Source organism: Gardnerella sp. C0684A1 (assembly GCF_055326835.1).
Genome location: NZ_JBLTSX010000004.1, coordinates 167,552 through 188,415, shown reverse-complemented (window position 1 = coordinate 188,415; position 20,864 = coordinate 167,552). Strand labels below are relative to the sequence as shown.

General features: G+C 41.0%; 17 protein-coding genes, 1 tRNA gene and 1 riboswitch. Of the genes, 5 read left to right on the top strand and 13 right to left on the bottom strand.

Features of this window, described 5'->3' with window-relative positions; genetic code table 11:
• Nucleotides 1-214 precede the first annotated feature (214 nt).
• The 7 genes from ACNEUN_RS05180 to eno all read right to left on the bottom strand — a co-directional run bounded on the left by ACNEUN_RS05180 (nt 215) and on the right by eno (nt 7,215).
• A tRNA-Leu gene (locus tag ACNEUN_RS05180) sits at nt 215-298 on the bottom strand.
• Nucleotides 299-340: 42 nt separating this feature from the next.
• Complete coding sequence (locus tag ACNEUN_RS05175) at nt 341-1,993, bottom strand: DUF501 domain-containing protein (RefSeq protein ID WP_463631274.1); 1,653 nt, start codon at nt 1,991-1,993, stop codon at nt 341-343.
• Between the two features lie 88 nt (nt 1,994-2,081).
• A complete protein-coding gene (locus ACNEUN_RS05170) occupies nt 2,082-2,633 on the bottom strand; it encodes an FtsB family cell division protein (RefSeq protein ID WP_427877050.1) in 552 nt (183 codons plus the stop codon).
• 70 nt (nt 2,634-2,703) lie between these two features.
• Nucleotides 2,704-3,843: a dihydropteroate synthase gene (gene folP, locus ACNEUN_RS05165; protein ID WP_427877052.1), complete on the bottom strand. Its 1,140-nt coding sequence runs from the start codon at nt 3,841-3,843 to the stop codon at nt 2,704-2,706.
• A gap of 106 nt (nt 3,844-3,949) precedes the next feature.
• Entirely contained in the window at nt 3,950-4,450 is a 501-nt protein-coding gene (gene folK / locus ACNEUN_RS05160; protein ID WP_463631272.1) for a 2-amino-4-hydroxy-6-hydroxymethyldihydropteridine diphosphokinase, read from the bottom strand.
• A gap of 199 nt (nt 4,451-4,649) precedes the next feature.
• Entirely contained in the window at nt 4,650-5,570 is a 921-nt protein-coding gene (locus ACNEUN_RS05155; protein WP_463631270.1) for an L-lactate dehydrogenase, read from the bottom strand.
• 349 nt (nt 5,571-5,919) lie between these two features.
• Nucleotides 5,920-7,215, bottom strand: coding sequence for a phosphopyruvate hydratase (gene eno, locus ACNEUN_RS05150; protein WP_004111411.1), 1,296 nt, complete (start codon nt 7,213-7,215; stop codon nt 5,920-5,922).
• Nucleotides 7,216-7,383: 168 nt separating this feature from the next.
• Nucleotides 7,384-7,535, top strand: a riboswitch (TPP riboswitch).
• Between eno and ACNEUN_RS05145 the strand changes: the two genes are divergently transcribed.
• From ACNEUN_RS05145 to ACNEUN_RS05135, 3 genes are all read left to right on the top strand, one after another.
• Nucleotides 7,525-8,331 carry an ABC transporter permease gene (locus tag ACNEUN_RS05145; RefSeq protein ID WP_463631267.1) on the top strand — a complete coding sequence of 269 codons (807 nt, stop codon included), beginning with the start codon at nt 7,525-7,527 and terminating at the stop codon, nt 8,329-8,331. (Overlaps the previous riboswitch by 11 nt.)
• Before the next feature lie 4 nt (nt 8,332-8,335).
• Nucleotides 8,336-9,331, top strand: coding sequence for an ABC transporter substrate-binding protein (locus ACNEUN_RS05140; RefSeq protein WP_427877060.1), 996 nt, complete (start codon nt 8,336-8,338; stop codon nt 9,329-9,331).
• A gap of 35 nt (nt 9,332-9,366) precedes the next feature.
• Nucleotides 9,367-10,125 (top strand): ABC transporter ATP-binding protein, encoded by a 759-nt coding sequence (locus ACNEUN_RS05135; protein ID WP_427877062.1) that lies wholly within the window; start codon nt 9,367-9,369, stop codon nt 10,123-10,125.
• A 92-nt stretch (nt 10,126-10,217) separates the two neighbouring features.
• Here ACNEUN_RS05135 and ACNEUN_RS05130 read toward each other — a convergent pair whose 3' ends face one another.
• From ACNEUN_RS05130 to lepA, 3 genes are all read right to left on the bottom strand, one after another.
• Nucleotides 10,218-10,673: a tripartite tricarboxylate transporter TctB family protein gene (locus ACNEUN_RS05130; RefSeq protein WP_427877064.1), complete on the bottom strand. Its 456-nt coding sequence runs from the start codon at nt 10,671-10,673 to the stop codon at nt 10,218-10,220.
• A gap of 61 nt (nt 10,674-10,734) precedes the next feature.
• Nucleotides 10,735-12,045 (bottom strand): radical SAM family heme chaperone HemW, encoded by a 1,311-nt coding sequence (hemW, locus tag ACNEUN_RS05125; RefSeq protein WP_463631264.1) that lies wholly within the window; start codon nt 12,043-12,045, stop codon nt 10,735-10,737.
• Nucleotides 12,046-12,053: 8 nt separating this feature from the next.
• Nucleotides 12,054-13,934 carry a translation elongation factor 4 gene (lepA, locus tag ACNEUN_RS05120; protein WP_427877068.1) on the bottom strand — a complete coding sequence of 627 codons (1,881 nt, stop codon included), beginning with the start codon at nt 13,932-13,934 and terminating at the stop codon, nt 12,054-12,056.
• 326 nt (nt 13,935-14,260) lie between these two features.
• Here lepA and rpsT point away from each other — a divergent pair, with 326 nt between their 5' ends.
• Nucleotides 14,261-14,521 carry a 30S ribosomal protein S20 gene (gene rpsT, locus ACNEUN_RS05115; protein ID WP_427877070.1) on the top strand — a complete coding sequence of 87 codons (261 nt, stop codon included), beginning with the start codon at nt 14,261-14,263 and terminating at the stop codon, nt 14,519-14,521.
• 177 nt (nt 14,522-14,698) lie between these two features.
• On the opposite strand, the gene ACNEUN_RS05110 is transcribed toward rpsT, so the two are convergent.
• Together ACNEUN_RS05110 and ACNEUN_RS05105 are read right to left on the bottom strand one after the other, a co-directional pair.
• Nucleotides 14,699-15,868 (bottom strand): branched-chain amino acid aminotransferase, encoded by a 1,170-nt coding sequence (locus tag ACNEUN_RS05110; protein ID WP_427877072.1) that lies wholly within the window; start codon nt 15,866-15,868, stop codon nt 14,699-14,701.
• 257 nt (nt 15,869-16,125) lie between these two features.
• A complete protein-coding gene (locus ACNEUN_RS05105) occupies nt 16,126-16,713 on the bottom strand; it encodes a 50S ribosomal protein L25/general stress protein Ctc (RefSeq protein ID WP_463631262.1) in 588 nt (195 codons plus the stop codon).
• 350 nt (nt 16,714-17,063) lie between these two features.
• Here ACNEUN_RS05105 and ACNEUN_RS05100 point away from each other — a divergent pair, with 350 nt between their 5' ends.
• On the top strand, nt 17,064-19,100 hold the full coding sequence (locus tag ACNEUN_RS05100; RefSeq protein WP_463631260.1) for an AMP-dependent synthetase/ligase: 2,037 nt from the start codon (nt 17,064-17,066) through the stop codon (nt 19,098-19,100).
• A 363-nt stretch (nt 19,101-19,463) separates the two neighbouring features.
• On the opposite strand, the gene ACNEUN_RS05095 is transcribed toward ACNEUN_RS05100, so the two are convergent.
• The gene (locus ACNEUN_RS05095; protein ID WP_463631258.1) at nt 19,464-20,738 is read right to left on the bottom strand and encodes an AMP-dependent synthetase; all 1,275 of its coding nucleotides are present in this window, start codon (nt 20,736-20,738) and stop codon (nt 19,464-19,466) included.
• Nucleotides 20,739-20,864: the final 126 nt, after the last annotated feature.

Below are 20,864 nucleotides of genomic sequence, written 5' to 3'. Positions count from 1 at the left end.
CGTTAACTGAATTTTTAACAGTATTTTGCGTTTTACCGTTACTTTCTCAGTTCGTTAACTGAGTTTTTAACAGTGTTGAGGCTGTGAATTATACCCACAGAATATTCATCAGCTTAGCTTTACACACTTTTTGGCCTATAACCCGGCAAGTGCGCAAGAAATACGAATAAACAAAAACGCCACACAGCTATTTAACTGTGTAGCGTTTTATTTGTGCCTCCGGTGGGACTCGGACCCACAAGCCCGTAAGGGCGTCAGATTTTAAGTCTGATGCGTATGCCAATTCCGCCACGGGGGCAACAGACACTTATTATGCCATATATTTCACTAAAGAACAACCTCAGCGTGTGGCGAGAACTTTACGACCTAAATCAAGCGTTATACCATCAAGCAAACCATGCTCGCTTGCAACGAAAGTATCAATTACTCCACCATGATCCTCGTATGTAGCTTTTGCTACGCGCTCAAGTACTCTACTCCACACAATTGCGCCTCCACCAACAACATCCACTCGTCCTGGATGTATAGTTGCGTAAGTTCTACGCAAATCGCGAGGCATGCGCAAGAAACGATCATTTACCATATATGCTTGTTCTAAGCCGATTTTTACACCATCTACAGCGCTATGATCATAATGCTTCAACCCCATTGTTAAAGCAGCCATGGTTGTAACTGTTCCGGATACTCCAATAATTGTACGAGCACGACCTACAGGAACAACCTTCAAAGCTTCATCAATATTCTTATCTACATCAGATACAGCTTCATCTATTTCTTCCTGTGTAGGAGGATCAGTGTGCAAATGACGCTCTGTCATTCGAACAGAACCAATATTCATAGAGTAAGCGGCAGTCACCTCATCAACGCTAGCATTTTTGCCATCTCCACCAAGAACCATCTCAGTGGAACCACCACCTAAATCAACAACAAGGTAAGGCGCTTGAAGCTCGCAACGAGATACAACACTTGTAGCACCTAAGAAACTCAAAGCAGCTTCTTCATTGCCGCTTATAACTTCAGGTTTCACTCCAAGCTCTTTAAGCATCATGTCTTCAAAAATCTCACGATTTTCTGCATCACGCGTTGCTGAAGTTGCTACAAATCTGATAGCATCGACAGGATTTTCTCGCAAAACTTTCGCAAACTCCTTTGCAGCTGCCTTCACTCTCTGCAAAGCTTCATCAGCAAAACGGTGAGTTTCGTCAATTCCTTGACCCAATCTCACAACTCTTAGCATACGAGGAACAATATCTTTCATACCATTCTCGTCTACTAAAGCTACTTTTAGTCTTATAGAATTTGTTCCACAATCGATTGCAGCAACGCAAGCCGATTTCATAGCATGCACCTTCTCAGTTTTATTAAAATGCAAATTTTCCATACCAGCATCGTCACTCCACGGTGTTGAGCAGCGACAAACTTTAGGATCAAACTCATCACTTATACACTCTAACGCAAGATCTCCAATAGGATTAATACCTTTACCCATAACAAGTGTTTGAGCTAGCAAAGCGTGCAAACATTTAACCCTAACAGGCATACCGCCGGCACTCATAGTACTAATATGCTCTTCACTATCTCCCAAAGCTACTGCGAGCGCGTGTCTGAAAGATAAATAATATTGATGAGCTTTTTCATACTGTTTCGCTAAACTCTCATCATTTTTTAGCATTTCGTTATACTTGCGCATAAGACCTTCGGCTTCTATATGAGATATAGCTTTTACTGCTTCAGGACTTGTTAAATAGCATGTTGTTGGAAATGGTGTTCCATCTTCTAAACATGGGCGAGTTATTACGGCTAATGGCCTACCGCATACGCATCTTGCTCCAACTGCTACCATTCCGCGCGGAAATCTTCCTAATTGTTTTTCTACGATATCGCGTTCTTCTTTAGTAGCCGGAGCATTTAGTATGCGTTTTACAATATCTTCAGGCGAAAAATTAGAGATCTCATAATTTTGTTTAGTTGCGTCATTGCGATTTTCTAACATTACTACTCCTGACTTACGCTTTTTGAACTCGGCTACAAATTTTAAGAACAGTTAATCTAGCTGCAATAGGCTAATTATTTTGAAGCACTTAATGTTTTTTCGTACTGTACACATTAGATAGTGACGCATTTTGACTTTCTATAATAGATTCTTCTAAAGCAGCAGCTGAAGAGCTATTATCGCTAGGCTTATCAATCTTGTGCATTTTATACATCAGATCACTATACCAAGGTAAAGGTTTGTGATTAGTGACTTCCACATTCCCTTGAGCATACTTATTTGGAGCTACTCCAGTAACAGCTTCAGGATGTTCTACTCTTACAGCTAATTCGTCTGGAAAAACAAAACCTAAACGGTCGCGCGCTTGCGTAGTAACGTAAGCTTTATCTTTCCACCTACCTACATCATTTAGTAGTGAATTCTTTCTGTCTTTTAAGCTTTGCTCATCTCTCTGCAATGCGTGAAGTTCAGCTAAGCTTAATGCATAGTTGCGAATCGTAGCAACAATCTCTATAGATCCTGCAGCTAAAATAATTATTGTTACTAGCAAGATAATCGGTCCAGAAAGAAATCGGCGTCGCTGCGACTGCGAATCATCTTCATCTGATGCTTGTGCGACACGACGCTTTCTTAAACTCATACCTTATAACCTACTTTGTGTATTCGACGTGATGCAAACTAAGATTTGCTTACATCACGCCTTATGCTCATTATTTAAACCAGTAGCTTCGGTTAATAACATCAACCATTTCAACTAATTGCTTTGTTTCTGCAATATCGTGTGCGCGAATAATACGACCTCCGCGCATAAACATTGCTGTTTCTGCTACAAGTGTTACCGGAAGACGATCTTCTTTATTTAGATTAAATAATATTTTGCCAAAACCTTTTCTAGATATAGCAACAAGTATTGGCCTTCTAAAACGATGCAACTGGTTTAGATTACGCATCATAGTGTAATCTTGCTTACCATCCGCAACTTTTGCATATCCGATTCCTTGGTCGAGAATAATTCTGTCAATCTCAACTCCACCTTCTGTAAGCATGCGCAGATTTTCGTCAAAGAATTTGCACATTACTTTCGTAAGATTGTCGTATTCAGTTTCTCTATTACTGTGCATTGTTACTAATCCAACTTTAGATTCTGCCATGAGTTTTACTTTTTCAGGATTATCGAATGCACGAACATCGTTTACTATATCAACTCCAGCTTCAATAGCAGCTTTCATCACAGGCAGCTTATAAGTATCTACTGCTACTGCAACTTGAGGATAATTTTCGTGAATGTATCGAATAGCAGGTATAACGCGCTGAATTTCTTCTTCTGGAGTAATTTCTACATAACCGCCAGGTTTCGTAGTCTGCCCGCCTACTTCAATAACGTCTGCTCCAGCTTCAACTATTTCTTCGATATGATTTTTTACTTCTTCTTCAGTCTGATATTTTCCACCGTCATAGAATGAGTCTGGTGTGATATTTAAAATCGCATAAACTATCGGCTTGTCAAGAGTATCAAAGCAGAAGCGACCAGCTTTCCACACTATTGCATTTTGTTTTACTATCTCACCTACGCTCTCTATTAGTTCATTATCTTCATGCCATTCTTTCTCACACTCTTTCATAAAAGTTTTAAGAGCGATTAATGGTAGTATAAATTTTACAGATTTCTCGTTTTTCTCTACTGAAGTATCGAAATGATCAAGAAAATCAGTAACTTTTTGCATATCACTTTCTGCAATATTTTCCCATTCGCACAACAATTCTTGCTCTTGAACGAGCTTTTGCTGCAAAACAAGTTCTGAAATATTTCCACAATTTCGCTCAATATGATTGCAAGCTGTTATTTTCATTATCTTGTCTTTCTTTTTAAAATTTGTTTATTTTGTTTATTTTGTTTTATTAGCGATGTTTATTTACACGTATTTAAACGGTTTCAAAATCACTTAAGTTTTGTTACTAGCAAAATACTTCGCTACCATAAACTGGTTTAACCCAATTGGTATCGCTAGTCTCTTCTAGTTTTTTCTGTATAAGCTCATGATACGTAGAATCGTCTTCGCTAATTTCAAGTAAAGGAAGTAACACAAATCTACGATTATCTCTCTCTCTATGTGGAATAGTAAGATTTTCGCTTTTAATATTCTGCCCACCAAAATCAATAATATCTAAGTCGATAGTTCTAGGCCCCCATCGAACTATTCTTTTTCTTTGCAAACGCTGTTCAATGTCGTGTATTAAATCTAATAATTCAAAAGCTGTTAAATCAGTATCTAAATGTAATCCTATGTTGTAGAAACTGTCTTGAACAACACCACCAACTGGTTCAGTTTCATAAACTGACGAAACTACGATGTTACTAATATGAGCATTTTCTCGCAATAATGCTACTGCTTTCTGCAAGTTGAGAAGCCTATCCCCAATATTTCCTCCAGCGCTTATGTATGCTCTAGTTTTCATTTATCCCCCAATCGTAGAAATTTTTTCACGTAGTTAAACAGTATATATCAGGCTTATTATAGACTCGCACGAGCAAATAAACAGAAATAAGTAGAAGTTACAAAAATACGAAAAGCCACTGTCTGTTAACTCGCTTAATTAAACGAATTAGAAAACAGTGGCTTTTGCTATTAAATTATTTAAAAATTAAAAATTGCAATCAGTTAGCCATCGATTTAGCTTTACTCAAAATAGTATCCGCTGAATGCTGCAATTTTTGTAATTCTTCCTCATTGAGATCAAGCTGGCAGCGTTCAACAATACCTTCACGACCAACGATTGCAGGATAAGAAAGATAAGAATGATATTCCTCGCGATAGTTAGAAACTGGCATCTGTTCCTTTGAATCAGTCATAACAGCATTAACCAGGCGAACTGCCGCAGCAGCAATACCGTAGTTGGTGTATTTCTTTCCGTAGAACACGGTGAAACCGCCTTCGCGAGTTTCATCATCAACAGCATCCAAGTCGATGTTCTTTTCTTTAGCAAGCTCAGTAATTGGCTGCTCTAACACTTTCACTGTGGACCATGCAACGAACTGTGAATCACCGTGCTCGCCCAAGCTATAACCCTTAACAGCCTTAGGATGAACTCCGAAGAACTTTCCTACAGCACGATGCAAACGAGCAGAATCAAGAAGAGTGCCAGTACCAATAACTCTTTCGTAAGGAAGACCAGTAGCTTCCTTGTAGAGCTGGCAAATAGCGTCGCAAGGATTAGTGATATCGATCAGAACGCCATGGAATCCAGATTCCTTGATCTTTGCACCAACTTCAGCCACTTCGTTACGATTATATTTAAGTTCAGCAAAACGGTCTGGGTGAGGAACATCCAAGAGCTTAATATGACCTAACGCACTGACTATAACTTCAACATCCTTCAATGCTGCATAGTCGTTTACAGTAATGTTCACATTGAAAGGAAGATTATCCATTGAGTCTTCAAAATCAAGAGCATCAGCCTTAACTTTAGCTTCGTTATTGTCGTAAAGATACAAATCGTCAACGTGACCGCCGATTATAAGCTGATGAGCTACAGCAGCACCAACATTACCCATACCAATAACTGCGACTTTTCTCATATTAAACTCTCCTTAGTTTTGGTTTTTCACAAAATTAGCACTAAAGAGCTGAGAATAAAAGTAAAATCACAAAAATTTTTACTGAATTTCGAAAATTTTCTTGAAAACTTCTTAAACTTTTCGCATAAAACTAGCTAAAACACGCGTAAATATTCACCTAATATCTGCTATTGAAAGCAAAAAATATTTTTCCAATACGCGCGTGTCTCTTATACGCTTTTTGATTTACAACCTCATAATCGTCATAACTCGGAATAACACGACATTCAACACAAAACATAATTACAAACAAAAACGGTCAGCCACAAACGCGACTGACCGTTAAATAGAACTAGCTAAAAGTATAAAGTTACTTCATATACTTCTTGCAAGCCTTGAATGCGCTGTAACCAGCATACTGAGCGGTAGAACCAAGCTCTTCCTCAATCTCAAGCAAGCGGTTGTACTTAGCAATACGCTCGCCACGAGCAGGAGCACCAGTCTTAATCTGGCCGGTGTTCTTAGCAACAGCAAGATCAGAAATGGTGGTATCTGGGGTTTCACCAGAGCGGTGAGAAACCATGGAAGTGAAGCCATTCTTGGTTGCAAGCTCAATAGCGTCGAGGGTTTCAGTAACGGAACCGATCTGGTTCAACTTCACGAGCAAGGAGTTAGCTGCTCCAAGCTCAATACCCTTAGCCAAACGCTTTGGATTGGTGACGAGTAAGTCATCACCAACGAACTGCAAACGATCACCAAGACGCTTGGTAATTTCTGCCCAATCATCCCAGCCTTCTTCCTGGAATGGATCTTCGATGGAAACGATTGGATACTCGTTGATGAGCTTCTCGTAGTAATCAAGCATGTAAGCAGATTCGCGCTCTTCGCCATCGAAACGATACTTACCAGTTTCCTTGTTGTAGAACTCAGAAGAAGCAACGTCAAGAGAAATACCAATCTGCTTGCCTGGCTCGTAGCCTGCGGCTGCGATTGCATCCATGATGTACTTCAAAGAATCCTCGTTGGACTTCATCTTTGGTGCGAAGCCACCTTCATCACCAAGACCAGTAGCCAAGCCTTCCTTCTTCAAAACATTCTTCAAGGTGTGATAAACCTCAACGCCAGCGCGAAGAGCATCACTGTAAGTTGCGAAACCGTAAGGAGAAATCATGTACTCCTGAATATCGGTTGCGAAGTCAGCGTGAGCACCACCGTTCATGATGTTCATGTTTGGTACTGGAAGAATATGACCGTTAGTACCGCCAATGTAACGGTACAAAGGAAGCTGAGCAGACTCAGCAGCCGCGTAGAGAGCAGCAAGGGAAACACCGAGAATAGCATTTGCGCCAAGCTTACCCTTATTTGGTGTGCCATCAAGCTCAATCATGGTCTCATCAAGAGCGCGCTGATCGGTGGCATCCATGCCAATAACCTTAGGAGCAATAACTTCATTTACTGCTTTTACAGCTTCCAAGGTGCCCTTGCCCTGATAGCGGGACTTGTCACCATCACGACGCTCCCAAGCTTCAGCCTCACCAGTCGAAGCGCCAGAAGGCACTAAACCAATGCCCTGAGCGCCATCTTCAGTCTCCAAATAAACCTGAACAGTAGGATTTCCACGGGAATCCAAAATTTCGCGTGCATATACGCTTTCAATAGCTGCCACAACTACTCCTTATTGCTTATTGGTTGTGATAACAGTATTAAGATTAATGCGTTTTATGGACGTTCCACACACTGAGCTTTTTAATACATTAACTTTGAATATGAAATATAAAAACTAACAAAATTTACCAAAGAAAGTATTTTTGTCCACGCCCAAAGGCAATAATAACAGCATGGCACGGGGTGCGCTTAACACTGTGATGAATAAATAAAGTTTCAATTAAAACTACACAATTTTCTCACCGCTGTTACGCGCTGAGAATATACCCGTCGAACCTGATATAGCTAATACTATCGAAGGGAATGTCTCATGCATAAGCATTGTATTTTTAAGCACTTAGCTGGCGTAAAAGCGTGGCTTTCAACAGTTGCAATTATCTTTGCTTGGTATGTTATAACCCTTACTCCTAAAGATGATCGCGCATTGCCATCACCAATGGAAGTTATACAAGCATTCCAAGATTTATACAACGAAGGCATACTATTGCCATCGTTAGCAATAAGCATTGCTAGAGTCGCAGAAGGCTTGTTACTTGGTATTGTTATTGCCGTTCCAGCTGGAATACTTTCTGGCGGAACAAAATTAGGCAACACTATTCTTAATAAACCAAGTCATATGATACGTTCAGTACCATTTCCAGCATTAGCACCTCTCCTAATAATCTTTTTAGGAGTAGATGAGCTTATGAAAATAGTACTTATAGCAATAGGCGTATTTGGCCCTATGTACGTAAATATAAGAGATGGGGTTAGAAATATTGATCCTCGTCTTCTTGAATTAGCTGAAGCCTATCACGTAAAACGTTTAAAAGTTTTTACAACTATTCTTTTACGAGGTACTCTTCCTAATTTTATGACTGGATTACGTTTTGGCATATCGGTTGCGTGGGTTGCTTTAGCTACTTGCGAAACTGTAAATTCCTCAATAGGAATTGGATATATTCTTTCGAGAGCTCAAGAATTCTTCAGACCAGATCAAATGATGGCTTGCATAATTCTGTACGCTTTTGCTGGCTTAGCTTCCGAAATAACAGCAAATATTTTCGAATATATTCTTATACCAAATCGCAGGAATAGTCGCAAAATCTCAAGCAGAACATTAAACACGAAGGAGTAATGAGATGAATAAGCTCACTAAGACTTTTACTATAAGAAGAGTAGCTGCAGCACTGTGTGCACTAGCAACTACAGTAGCACTAGCATCTTGCGGATCTTCGCAAAAATCTTCATCTTCTGCAAAAGGTGGAGCTGGAACTATGCGAGTAGCGTATCTTTCTACAGCAAACTATTTAACAACTCTTAAGGATGAGAAATTCTTAAACGAAATATTCGGCAAAGATAAGGTAGTGTATACAGGCCCTTACACTCCTGTTGACGGTTTAACTGCTGTTATGGGAGGAAGCGCAGACGCAACAACAACCGGAACTGGTCGTTTTATTGATCTTATTGCAGAAGGTCAGCCTTGGGTTGCTTTTGCACTCGAATATTATAATGGAGATTCTCAAGGAATTGTTGCTTCTCCAAAGAGCGGAGTAAAAACTCTGAAAGACTTGTACGGTAAGAAAGTTGCTATTATTCACAACGGAGATACCGGCGATTACATGCTTCATCGTGCTTTCGATAAGAGTGGACTTGACGTTTCTAAAGTTCAAAAAGTTGAAATGAATCCTCGAAACTTCCAAGCTGCTTTTACTTCCGGCCAAATCGACGCTATTTCTTCATTCGACCAAAATCTCGCTGCTGCAATGACAACACCAGGTTCAAAGTTGCTTGTTAATGCTAAAAAATATGGCAATATGAACGTAACTATACATATAGTTTCTCGTAAGTTCGCAAAACAGCATCCAGATCTAGTTAAGAAGATGTACAAAGCTTTAGTAAAAGAAGCAGAAAAATCTCATAAAGAAAAGAATGTTATAGGCAACGCTTATAAGAAACTTGGTGCATCAGAAGCAATTATTAAACAAATCGAAAAGTTTGATAACCCAACTATTAAACCAATTGACGCAAAAGGCTTAGAAATGATGCAAACTCAGGCTAAAGAGTACGTTAAGTACGGTCTGATTAAAGCTGCTCCTAAGAATCTTGCTGATTCGGTTATGGATTGCAGCAAATAAATTAAAAGTTTAAGTAAGAAGTAAGCGAGATAGAAGTGTTAGAGCGTAAATCATTAGAAAAACAGCAAGAACCATCTAAATTTAATTCTTTAGATGATGATTGTCTTGTGGATCTCAAAAATATTAGCGTAGTTTTTGACAACACTAATCAGATTTTGCATAACATTAATTTCACAATAAACAAGGGTGAATTTGTGAGCCTTATTGGTCGTTCTGGCTGCGGCAAAACAACTTTACTCAAAATTATATCTGGCTTACTTACGCCTACTAGCGGTAGCATAAAAGCCACAGCACAGCAGGCAATCGGTTTTCAAGATGCTAGACTCATTCCCTGGATGAGAGTTGGAAACAACGTAATTTGGGGAATGAGCGGCAAAAAACGAGAACTTAAGGATCTCGCTTCTCACGCACTATCAATAGTCCAGCTTGACGGCTATGAGCGTAAATGGCCGTCGCAACTTTCTGGCGGACAAGCTCAACGAGTTTCATTAGCTCGCGCTCTTGTACATAATCCCAAACTACTTCTTTTAGACGAACCTTTCGGCGCACTCGATGCTTTAACAAGATTAGATATGCAAAATATGCTCGCAGATCTTCGCAGCAAACACAATTGGACAGTCGTAATGGTTACGCACGATATTGCTGAAGCAGTACGACTTTCAGATCGCATACTTATGGTTAAAAATGGTGCTATAGAAAAACAGTGGGATATCGACAGAAATAATCTGGATGAACAGAATCGTCCAATAAAACATAGTGAAATAGAGGACGAACTGCGAGTAGCGTTACAATAACAGCAATTACAGAACGCGCGTCATTATATACTGTTTTATACGCTACTACTTTATACGCTTTTATACGCTACTGTTTTATAGATAGCGAAGCACTAAATCGCAGTTCCATGTTCGTCGAGACGCGGATTCCTTTTAGAATTGCTAAAGCTAAAGAACAATCCAAATACGCCCAAAGCAAACAGAACAGAAACAGTAATAACAAGCGCAATCGGCTGGCTAGGCAACCACATAATCACTAAGAATGCAAGCGCAGAAAGTAAAAGCACAGCCCAAGAGCACACGCCAATAACTTTGCGCACTTTATTCATGGTTTCATCGCCAGATTCAGTACGACGCGTATTCGTAGCAACTCTTTCTTCTTCTTCAGTTACGCTAGATGAAGGTTTCCACTCACCATTTTTTCTTTCAACAAGCTTGCGCGAACGCTCTTGTAAAGCGTATTCATCAATCATTCCGCCGCGAGCGCGACCTTTTGTATCATCGTATTGTGAAGGAATTCCCCTACGATTTTGCCTGGCTTTTGCTCTACGCTCTTTACGATTTGCCATGATCATTCCTTTCCACATTGAATTTCAAATATTACGCTTTTACGACACAATAAGCACTATTTTAGCGCACAGTCAGACCGTCTTCACACGCGTCTACGATTTTTTCTATTAATAAATCGTTTAGTAGTCTTCCTTTGCGCGTTGCTATTAACCTATCTTCATGCATATTCGCAAGAGATTCATTTTTTACTTCAATAATTGCTTTTTTCAAGTAAGAATCGTCGAATTCGCTACGATTTTCGCGCATCTTTCCGCACAATTGCGAAATATTAAGGCCTTCTTTAATACGAAGCCCGAGCATTACTTCTTCTATGAGAGCATCTTTTGCGTTTATACACTCGTAGTTTTGCCAAGGAACATTCCCAGAATTAATCGCATGAGCCCAATGTTTTGGATGCAAAATATCCCATGATCGAAGATTATAAAACTCGTTTGGATTAGCTAAAGAAGCGTCCATCTCCATACTTTGTTTACTAATGTGATTTACAGCATTGTAGTGGGAATGCGCTCCAGGACCAATTCCGGCCCAATCAATATTTTGCCAGTATCCAAGATTGTGCTGAGACTCAAAACCCGGACGCGCCCAATTAGAAATTTCGTACCATTCTAAGCCAGCGGAATTAAAAAGTTCGTCTGCTATCTCGTATTTTTGAGCTTCATCATCATCGTCTGGAGATTTAATAATTCCTTTAGCGATTTGACGACCCATTTTCGTACGCGGCTCTACCGTTAGCGCGTACGCGGAAATATGGTTAACGCCCAGACTTAAAGCCATTTCTACTGACTTTCGCCAATCGTCTAAACTCTCCCCTGGAGCACCATAAATCAAGTCAACACTTGAACGCAATCCGCAAGCATTCGCCGCATTTACTCCGCGAGTTACGTTTTCTGGAGTATGAGTACGGTCAAGAGTTTTAAGAACATGCGCAACAGCAGATTGCATTCCAAAAGATATTCGTGTAAATCCGCCTTCTGCAAGCGTCTCAATATACTTTTCGTCTGCAGTGTCTGGATTTGCTTCAGTAGTTATTTCCGCCCCAGTTTTAAATCCCCACAAGTTACGTATTTCTTGCAAAATTCGCACTAAATCTTTCGCTTTAAGAACTGTTGGAGTTCCGCCGCCGAAGAAAACAGATTGCGCTTTAGGCTCGAAAATCCCGTGATATTCCTGCCATTTTTTTACAAGTTGCATTTCACGAATCGCAACATCAGCATAGCCTTCACGACTAGCGCCTTCTCCTAAATCGAGCGCAGTATACGTATTAAAATCGCAATATCCGCAACGTCGCAAGCAAAATGGCACGTGCACGTACACTTCAAAAGGAATGATTGAACGCGAATCTTCACTGGTCTTGTTCGATTCAAAATTCAATATAAGCCTCAGCCTTCAGACTTTTGCGCTGCACGAATCTTATCTTTAGTGTCTCTGTCGTTTGCGCTCTCATCTGTAGCCAAAGCCGCAACGAATGCCTCTTGAGGCACTTCAACATGGCCTAACATCTTCATGCGCTTCTTACCAGCCTTCTGCTTTTCAAGAAGCTTGCGCTTACGCGTAATATCACCGCCGTAGCATTTAGCGAGCACGTCTTTTCGAAGAGCACTAATAGTTTCTCGAGCAATAATTCTAGAGCCGATTGCAGCCTGAATTGGAATTTCAAACTGTTGACGAGGAATAAGTCCACGAAGCTTCTTAGTCATCATAACGCCGTAAGAATAAGCCTTATCGCGATGCACGATTGCACTAAAAGCGTCAACCTTTTCTCCCTGAATAAGAATATCAACTTTCACTAAATCTGCAGACTGCTCGCCATCCTCGTGGTAGTCGAGAGAAGCGTAACCTTTTGTGCGACTTTTAAGCTGATCGAAGAAGTCAAAAACAATTTCTGCAAGAGGAATTCTGTAATGCATTTCCACGCGGTCGGCACTAATGTACTCCATTGTGCCCATTTCTCCACGATGATCCTGGCACAAATCCATTACAGAACCAATAAATTCTTTCGGCGCAATAATATCGGCAGCAACCATTGGCTCAATAATGCGCTTAATCTTACCTTCTGGAAACTCGCTAGGATTTGTTACGTGATGCTCTTTACCATCTTCGCTAGTAACGTCGTAAGTTACGTTAGGAGCAGTGGAAATAAGATCCAAACCAAACTCGCGGCTTAAGCGCTCGGAAACAATCTCCATATGAAGAAGACCTAAGAATCCGCAACGGAAACCAAATCCCAACGCAACAGACGTTTCTGGCTCGTAAATAAGAGCCGCATCGTTAAGTTTTAGCTTGTCGAGAGCATCTCGAAGATCTGGGAATTGTGCGTTATCAATTGGGAAAAGACCTGCGTAAACCATAGGCTTCGGATCTCTATATCCTTCCAAAGGCTCGGATGCGGGGTTCGCAGCGCTAGTAATAGTGTCGCCAACTTTAGATTGGCTCACGTCTTTTGCGCCTGTAATTACGTAGCCAACCTCACCAGCTCCAAGCGCCTTAGTCGGAGTCATATCTGGGCTAATAACGCCGATTTCAATAGGATCGTGCGTCATACCAATGCCCATCATATGCAATTTTTCACGCGACTTAAGCTCACCGTCAACCATACGAATATATGTGACGATTCCGCGATACGAATCGTAGACTGAATCAAAAATAAGAGCACGAGCAGGAGAATCAGGGTTTCCTGTTGGAGCTGGAACTTCCAATACGATTTGGTCAAGAAGATCTTTTACACCTTCGCCGGTTTTACCAGAAACACGCAACACGTCCTCCGGCTTGCATCCAATCAAGCCAGCTATTTCTTCAGCATGCTTATCTGGTTCAGCACTAGGCAAATCGATTTTGTTAAGAACAGGAATAATTGTTAAATCGTGGTCAATTGCCATATAAAGATTAGAAAGAGTTTGCGCTTCAATTCCTTGAGTAGCATCTACCAACAGTACAGCACCCTCGCATGCTGCTAGTGCGCGCGAAACTTCATAAGTAAAATCGACGTGACCAGGAGTATCAATCATGCCGAGAGAATACTCTTTGCCCTCAAAAGTCCAAGGAACACGAACAGCCTGAGATTTAATAGTAATGCCGCGTTCCTGCTCGATATCCATGCGATCCAAGAAACGGTCTCGCATTTCACGCTCTGGCACAATTCCTGAAAGCTGCAAAATACGGTCTGCCACAGTGGACTTGCCATGATCTATATGCGCAATAATGCAGAAATTGCGTATCAACGATTGATCCGTAAATCCTGGCTGGTTATGCGGTGTAATCAAAGCAAATATCTCCTTTTAAGACTAACGAGCAATCAAATATGCGAAAAGCATTGCAAGTAAATAATATTACCAACTCGACTACCCTACTGTAATATTGGTACCTACTGTGATATTGGTATTTTTCACAACAAGATCAAAATAAGATTATAGTAGATAAAATAGTTTACTTTTAAAATGTGATTATTTATGATTACTTGCGTTTATTTGTGATTACTAAATAATAAATAAACTGTAATATAAACATAAAAATAACTCATTTTATCCAATAATCCTGGTATAGTTTTTATTTGTATGTCCTTATATAGCAAACATCGTTTGGAGTAACAGTGGCAAACATCAAGTCGCAGAAAAAGCGCGTACTTACCAACGAGAAGGCGCATAAGCGTAACGTGTCCGTTAAGTCGGCTCTTAAAACCGCTATCCGTGCTACTCGCGAAGCTATCGCCGCGGGCGATAAGACTGCAGCAGAAGCTGCTTTCGCAGTCGCCTCTCGCAAGCTTGACAAGGCTGCAGGTCGTGGCGTGATTCACAAGAATCAGGCTGCAAACCGTAAGTCCGGTCTTGCTGTAGCGATTAACGCTCTGTAAGGTTTTGCAGATAACTGCACATCACTTTAAGTGATATAAAAATCCCCAGTACCAATCGGCGCTGGGGATTTTTGTATATAAAATGTATATAAAAAACGTGCCGCATAAAACAAAATAAATTCACATATACGGCACGCTTATTTAAAGAAATCGCTTAAGACTTACTTACGGCTTAAATTAGTCGCAGACTTTCCACATCCAGTTGTGCTTGTCTTCAACATCACCAAGCTGAATGCCAAGCAACTCGTCGCGCAAAGCCTGAGTCAACTCACCAACACCACCATCGGAAACCTTAAGATCGAAGTCATCAGACTTAAAGCGACCAATTGGCGTGATGATTGCAGCAGTACCGCAAGCGAAGACTTCCGTAACCTCGCCAGAACGAATGTCGTCGAGCAGGCCTTGAAGTGGAATCATGGTTTCAACAACCTTATGTCCTGCTTCCTCAGCAAGCTGAATCAAAGAACGACGTGTAACGCCAGGAAGAATGCTGCCAGTAAGAGATGGAGTCTCCAAGTGGCCATCCTTGTGGAGCGCGAACATGTTCATGCCACCAAGCTCTTCCAAATAAGTCTTAGTTGCAGCATCAACGAAGCAAACCTGCTCGCAACCATGCTCAATGCCCTTGTACTCGCCAAGCAAAGAAGCAGCATAATTTCCACCGCACTTAGCAAAACCGGTACCACCAGGGCCAGTGCGGAACCACTGATCTTCAACCCAAATGCTAACAGGCTTCAAACCACCCTTGAAGTATGGGCCAGATGGAGAAGCAATCACGCAATACTCAACCTCATGAGCTTCGCGCACACCAAGGAACGGTTCAGAAGCAAACATGAACGGACGCATGTAAAGAGTGTACTCACGACGGCTTGGAACCCACTGCTTATCGCGCTTAACTAAAGCCGCAACAGAACCAATAAAATCGTCAATTGAAAGGTCTGGCAAATACAAGCGCTTAGCAGAATTTTGGAAACGAGCAGCGTTAATATCTGGTCGGAACAGCCAAATAGAACCATCAGTACGCTTGTATGCCTTTAAACCTTCAAAGCATTCCTGCGCATAATGCAAAACGGATGCGCCTGGATCCATCTTTAATGGACCATAAGGCTCAACACGACGATCTGACCATCCCTCACCCTTAGTCCATGTCATATGAACCATGTTATCGGAGAAAATCTGACCGAAAGCAGGCTTGTCAATAAGTTCATTGCGCTTTGCATCCGAAACTGGATTATCGTTTGGCAAAACAGTGAAGTTATCAGCTAATTTGTTTAACAGAGTAGGATCGCTATGATCGTCGGATTCATAAGCATCCTTAAACTCTGGAGCTACTTCTAAACCAGCCATTGTATCTCTTTTCTGTGTTTATTATTTTTGCTTGCATTTTATGCAGTTAATCGTATAGATTAATACGATTTTTGTTTTTAGCAAAACTTACAGGTAATACTATTACAAGCAGAATTTCGCATTGCCGAAAACGAAACTTATTAACAACTTATTAACAAAACAAAATTTAATAATCAGAAAATTAAATATAAAAAAGCCGCACAAGCAAAAGCTTACGCGGCTTAAATAAATCAAAATTTACTGATACTTAACTGAACTTACTTCTCTTCTGCAGGAGCAGCTTCAGCGGCAGGAGCTTCAGCAGCATCTTCAGGAACAGTAACGCTTACAACAGATTCTTCGCCATCCATATCAAGCTCAGCACCCTCAGGAAGCTTTACATCCTTAGCAAACACCTTAGTACCGTCGGTAAGGCCATCAACATTCACAACCAAACGCTCTGGCAAGTTAGCAACGTCAGCACGAACCTTAAGCTCCTGAACGTCAACGAATGCAACAGCAGCACCCTTTGGAGTACCTTCAACGAAGACTGGAACTTCAACATCAATCTTTTCTCCAGCCTTAACTTCATAGAAATCAATGTGCTCAACAATGCGCTTCACAGGGTTACGCTGAACATCCTTAACAACAGCAATACGAGATTCATTGCCGAACTTAATAGTGAACAAAGCGTTAGCGTGACGCAATGCCAAAGTAGTTTCCTTCATTGGAAGCGTAACGTGCACAGGCTCAGCACCGCCAGCATAAATGCTTGCAGGAATCAATTGAGCAACACGCAAACGACGAGCAACGCCCTTACCAAACTCATTGCGAACATCGCCTTCAAGAGTAATCTTGGTAGCCATATCGGTCTCCTTATTATCTGGATTATTTTGTATTAACTCCAGCTTCAGGCGCACCGACGCGCCGAAAACCATAAGTGGCTATCAGCCCAGTCGATAACGGAACTTACACACTAGTGTTATTCCCTCGCCAAAGCAACCTCTTAAGTATACGAGAGTGCGACGACTAAATTAAAACCTAAAAATAAATAGCAAAAATAGAAATTTCAAAATAAAAAATCAGTATATTAAAGCACAAATATGACACAGAAGATGAATTGTTAAGCAGGAACGATTATCATAGATAACAAAAGAAATAACGTGCAGATACTGTACGCAAACAACAAGCCTTTCGGCACAATGAAGGAGCAGACGTGTCCGTAATTAACAGACTTCAACAGCAAGCATTCAACATTGCTAGAAAAGCGTTGAGTATCGGAAGTAATTTTGCTCATCCAGTCAGCGACGACCAAGCAGGGGAACCAGATTATTCAAGCCCGAATCCAACGCAGGATTCTAATGTAAATCCACTGCTTCCACACGTTGTTGAATGGGGCACAACTCCAACTACAACTCTATTAGATCCAGAAACTGGACTTCTTACTACCAGCACTCCAGGAAGCGCACAAATAGACGAGGGTACAAGTATTTACGATTTGTACGCAGATCGTGCAGCAAGAATGGGTGACGAACCACTTTACACTTACAGAAGTGCAGACAAATGGGTAACAAAAACTGCAAACGAGTTTCTTGAAGACGTTCGCGCAGCAGCAAAAGGCTTTATGCACTACGGCTTAAATAAAGGCGACGGCGTAGCGTTTATGTGCAAAACCTCATACGAATGGGATGTTATTGATGCTGCTGTTATGGCTTGCGGAGGCGTATTAGCTACAATTTACGATACTGACTCAGCTGAGCAGATTCGCAATATTGTAAATAACTCTGATGCGCGATTCTTAATTGTAGAAACAACAGAAATGCGAGATAAGGCGGATGGCGCTATTGAAGACTGCCCAACTTTGGAACGCATTATGTGCATCGAAACCGGCGGATTAGATGAACTTCAAGCTTTCGGATACTCAATTAGTGATGAAGAGCTTAATAATCGAATCGATTCGGTAAAGAAAACAGATTTGTGCTCTATCGTTTACACTTCTGGATCTACTGCTGCTCCTAAAGGTGTAGAAATGACACATGAGCATTACTGCACTACCGCTCTTAATCTGCCGAAATATATGCCAGACTTACTATCTGATCCTGATGGTTCTGTACTGCTTTTCCTTCCTCAAGCTCACTCTTTCGCACGCGCAATTAACTATATTGTTGTAGCAAGCACCTTGCGAATTTATATAGCTCAAGGAATTTCTACTTTAATTTCTGATTTGCAGGTTGCAAAACCTACTGTGATGATTGTAGTTCCTCGAGTTCTTGAGAAAGTTTATAATGCTGCTTCCCAAAAGGCTGGACATGGCGCTAAGGGCTTAGCTTTCCAAGGTGCTGTTGTTACAGCTCAACAGTATATGAAAGAAGTAAGCAAGTACGGCGAAGCTAAGATACTTACTAAGACTCGTCGCGCAGCATACGATCCTATTGTGTATCGTCCTTTGCGACAGGCTCTCGGCGGACGCGCTCGCTGGGTTGTAGCTGGAGGCGCTCCTCTTGACCCTGAGCTTCTATCATTCTTCCGTGGAGCTGGAGTACCTGTTTTTGAAGGCTATGGACTTACCGAAACTACAGCACCTTGTGCATTTACTCCTCTTGGAGTACCGTTCCGCGAAGGTTCAGTTGGTATTGCTTTCCCAGCTTTCTCTTTGCGAATTGCTGCAGATGGAGAAGTTCAGGTTAACGGCCCATGCGTGTTCAAGAAATATCACAAGAATGAGGAAGCTACCGAGACATCGTTTACAAAAGATGGATGGTATGCAACAGGCGATCTTGGCCGCATTGACAATAATGGTTTCCTTTATATTACTGGACGTAAGAAGGATTTGATTATTACAGCAGGCGGCAAGAACGTTGCTCCAAGTCCTATTGAGGAAATTATTAAACGTTGCGAAATCGTTTCTCAAGCTTTAGTTCTTGGAGATAAGCGTCCGTTTATTTCTGCTCTTATTACTTTAGACGAGGAGACTTTGCGCAATTGGCTTAAAGTTAAGGGTCTCGATGCTTCTATGAGCTTGGAAGAAGCTACTAATAACGCTGTAGTGCGTGCAGAAGTTCAGAAGTTTGTAGATCTTGCTAACGAGGGTGTTTCTCGAGCTGAGTCTGTAAGAAAGTTCATTATTCTGCCTGAAGAGTTTACGCAAGAAAACGGCTTAATGACGGCATCTATGAAGATTATTCGCCCGCGTGTTATTAAGAAGTATTCTGCATTGCTCAACACGCAGATGTATACAATTCGTAAGAAGTAATACTAACTTTATAGAACTAAATAAAACTAATATAGATAACCGCGGCTTGACTTTGTGATTCACTAGTCTGCCGCGGTTTCTTGTATCTACCCCACACTCCCGCGTTTTACCTCGACCCCATGCTCATGCGTTATATTTGTCTCACCTCTGAGACAAATCTAACGAAAATCAGCCAAAAAGCGTTACAAATGTCTCATCAATGATGCAAATCTAACGAAATTAGGTCAAAAAGCGTTACAAATGCCTCACCTCTGAGACATATATAACAAATCTGAGGCAAACAGAAAATGTCGTTAACGCGTTACAGCGCGAGACAAATCCAACACCACAAAGTCAGCGCACAGCCACTATCACTCGCATAAATCACAGAATCTTAATAATCCTAGGAATTCCTGCATTAATCAACTTACTCTCAATCCTTTTAGGATTAACTATATCTGAAATGGTAAAACGCACAATCCTGCTTACTCCACACTCCTTCATAAGCAACGCTTCACGCTCAGCCTGCCTGTCAATATTGCGATTAATAACACTAGGATTGTACGATTTACGCAACATTCGATTATCGAAAGACGAATTAAAATCGACGTTAGTATGCATAAAATTATCCGAATCAACGTAATACTTTGAATGCCCATCAAGCTCGCCAACAATCAACTCAGAATTGGGAAGCCGCCACAAAAAATCACACCTATACTTGCCACCTGAGTGCGGTAATATAAACTCGCGTTGCAATTCTGGCACCATAAATCCGAGCGAAATCATAGTTCCTCGCGCGAACGATTCCCCGCCATTTTCGCTTAATCCACTTGCAAAATAGCAGAGACGTCTAAGCGAAAGAAACTTATCTACTCTAGTTTCACAGCACCTTCCAAAAAATGTGCTTTCAAATAAATCAGAGGTTGTTGTTGCAGCAACACTTTTATAATTATTAACATCCAAAGTCGAATATCGACTTTCACAAATAGAAATGACTTTAGCAAAATCAACATTATCGCGAGCCGCAGAATCAAAAATCGACAATGCTAATCTAAAATTAACGCTATTTGCAACATCGAAAAGCATTGTGCTCTTATCTACAATATGACTTCGAACTTCGTAATCTATATTGTCGCTTAAATGCGGAAGGGCAACTAAGCGACCGCCACTTCCCTCTCTTCCATGCACAATTCGAACATCATCACTAGTGCCATCCATCTCTCTGCCTGTTGCATTAATTCTACGTAGCAACGGATTATCATTTGCAGACTTTCTGGTCATAGTGCGAACGTAAATTGGAGTTGATTGAGACTGCAACATTTTGGCGCAATCACGATTTTTATCAGTTTTATAATCATTTGTTATGTGATCATAATCATTCACAACATCGTAGCCGATTAGCGCAGCAGCAGTAACACCTGTGAATTTCCAGTCTGGATGAATATTCATCAAAGAAAACGCTATATGGCGAATTCGCTCAGCTGTATACAAATTTTGCCAATACTCTGTTCTTGCATAAAGACCTGAAAATACTCTCACAAGTGATCCTGACCTAGTGTACCTATACGCACACTGCCTTTGCGAATTGCTGATTGGATGAAAACAACGATGCTCAAACTCAGCTTTTTCGAGCATGCTTTTAACATTAGACTTTTTCATAAGCCTGAGATTATGAAATAAGCAATGAATGCGCAATAGATTTCGATCAATGTGGATAAAGGCTATTTGAGGCAGAATGAGACTAGACTGAGCTGACGACTTACGACGAACGTTATATTTGTCTCA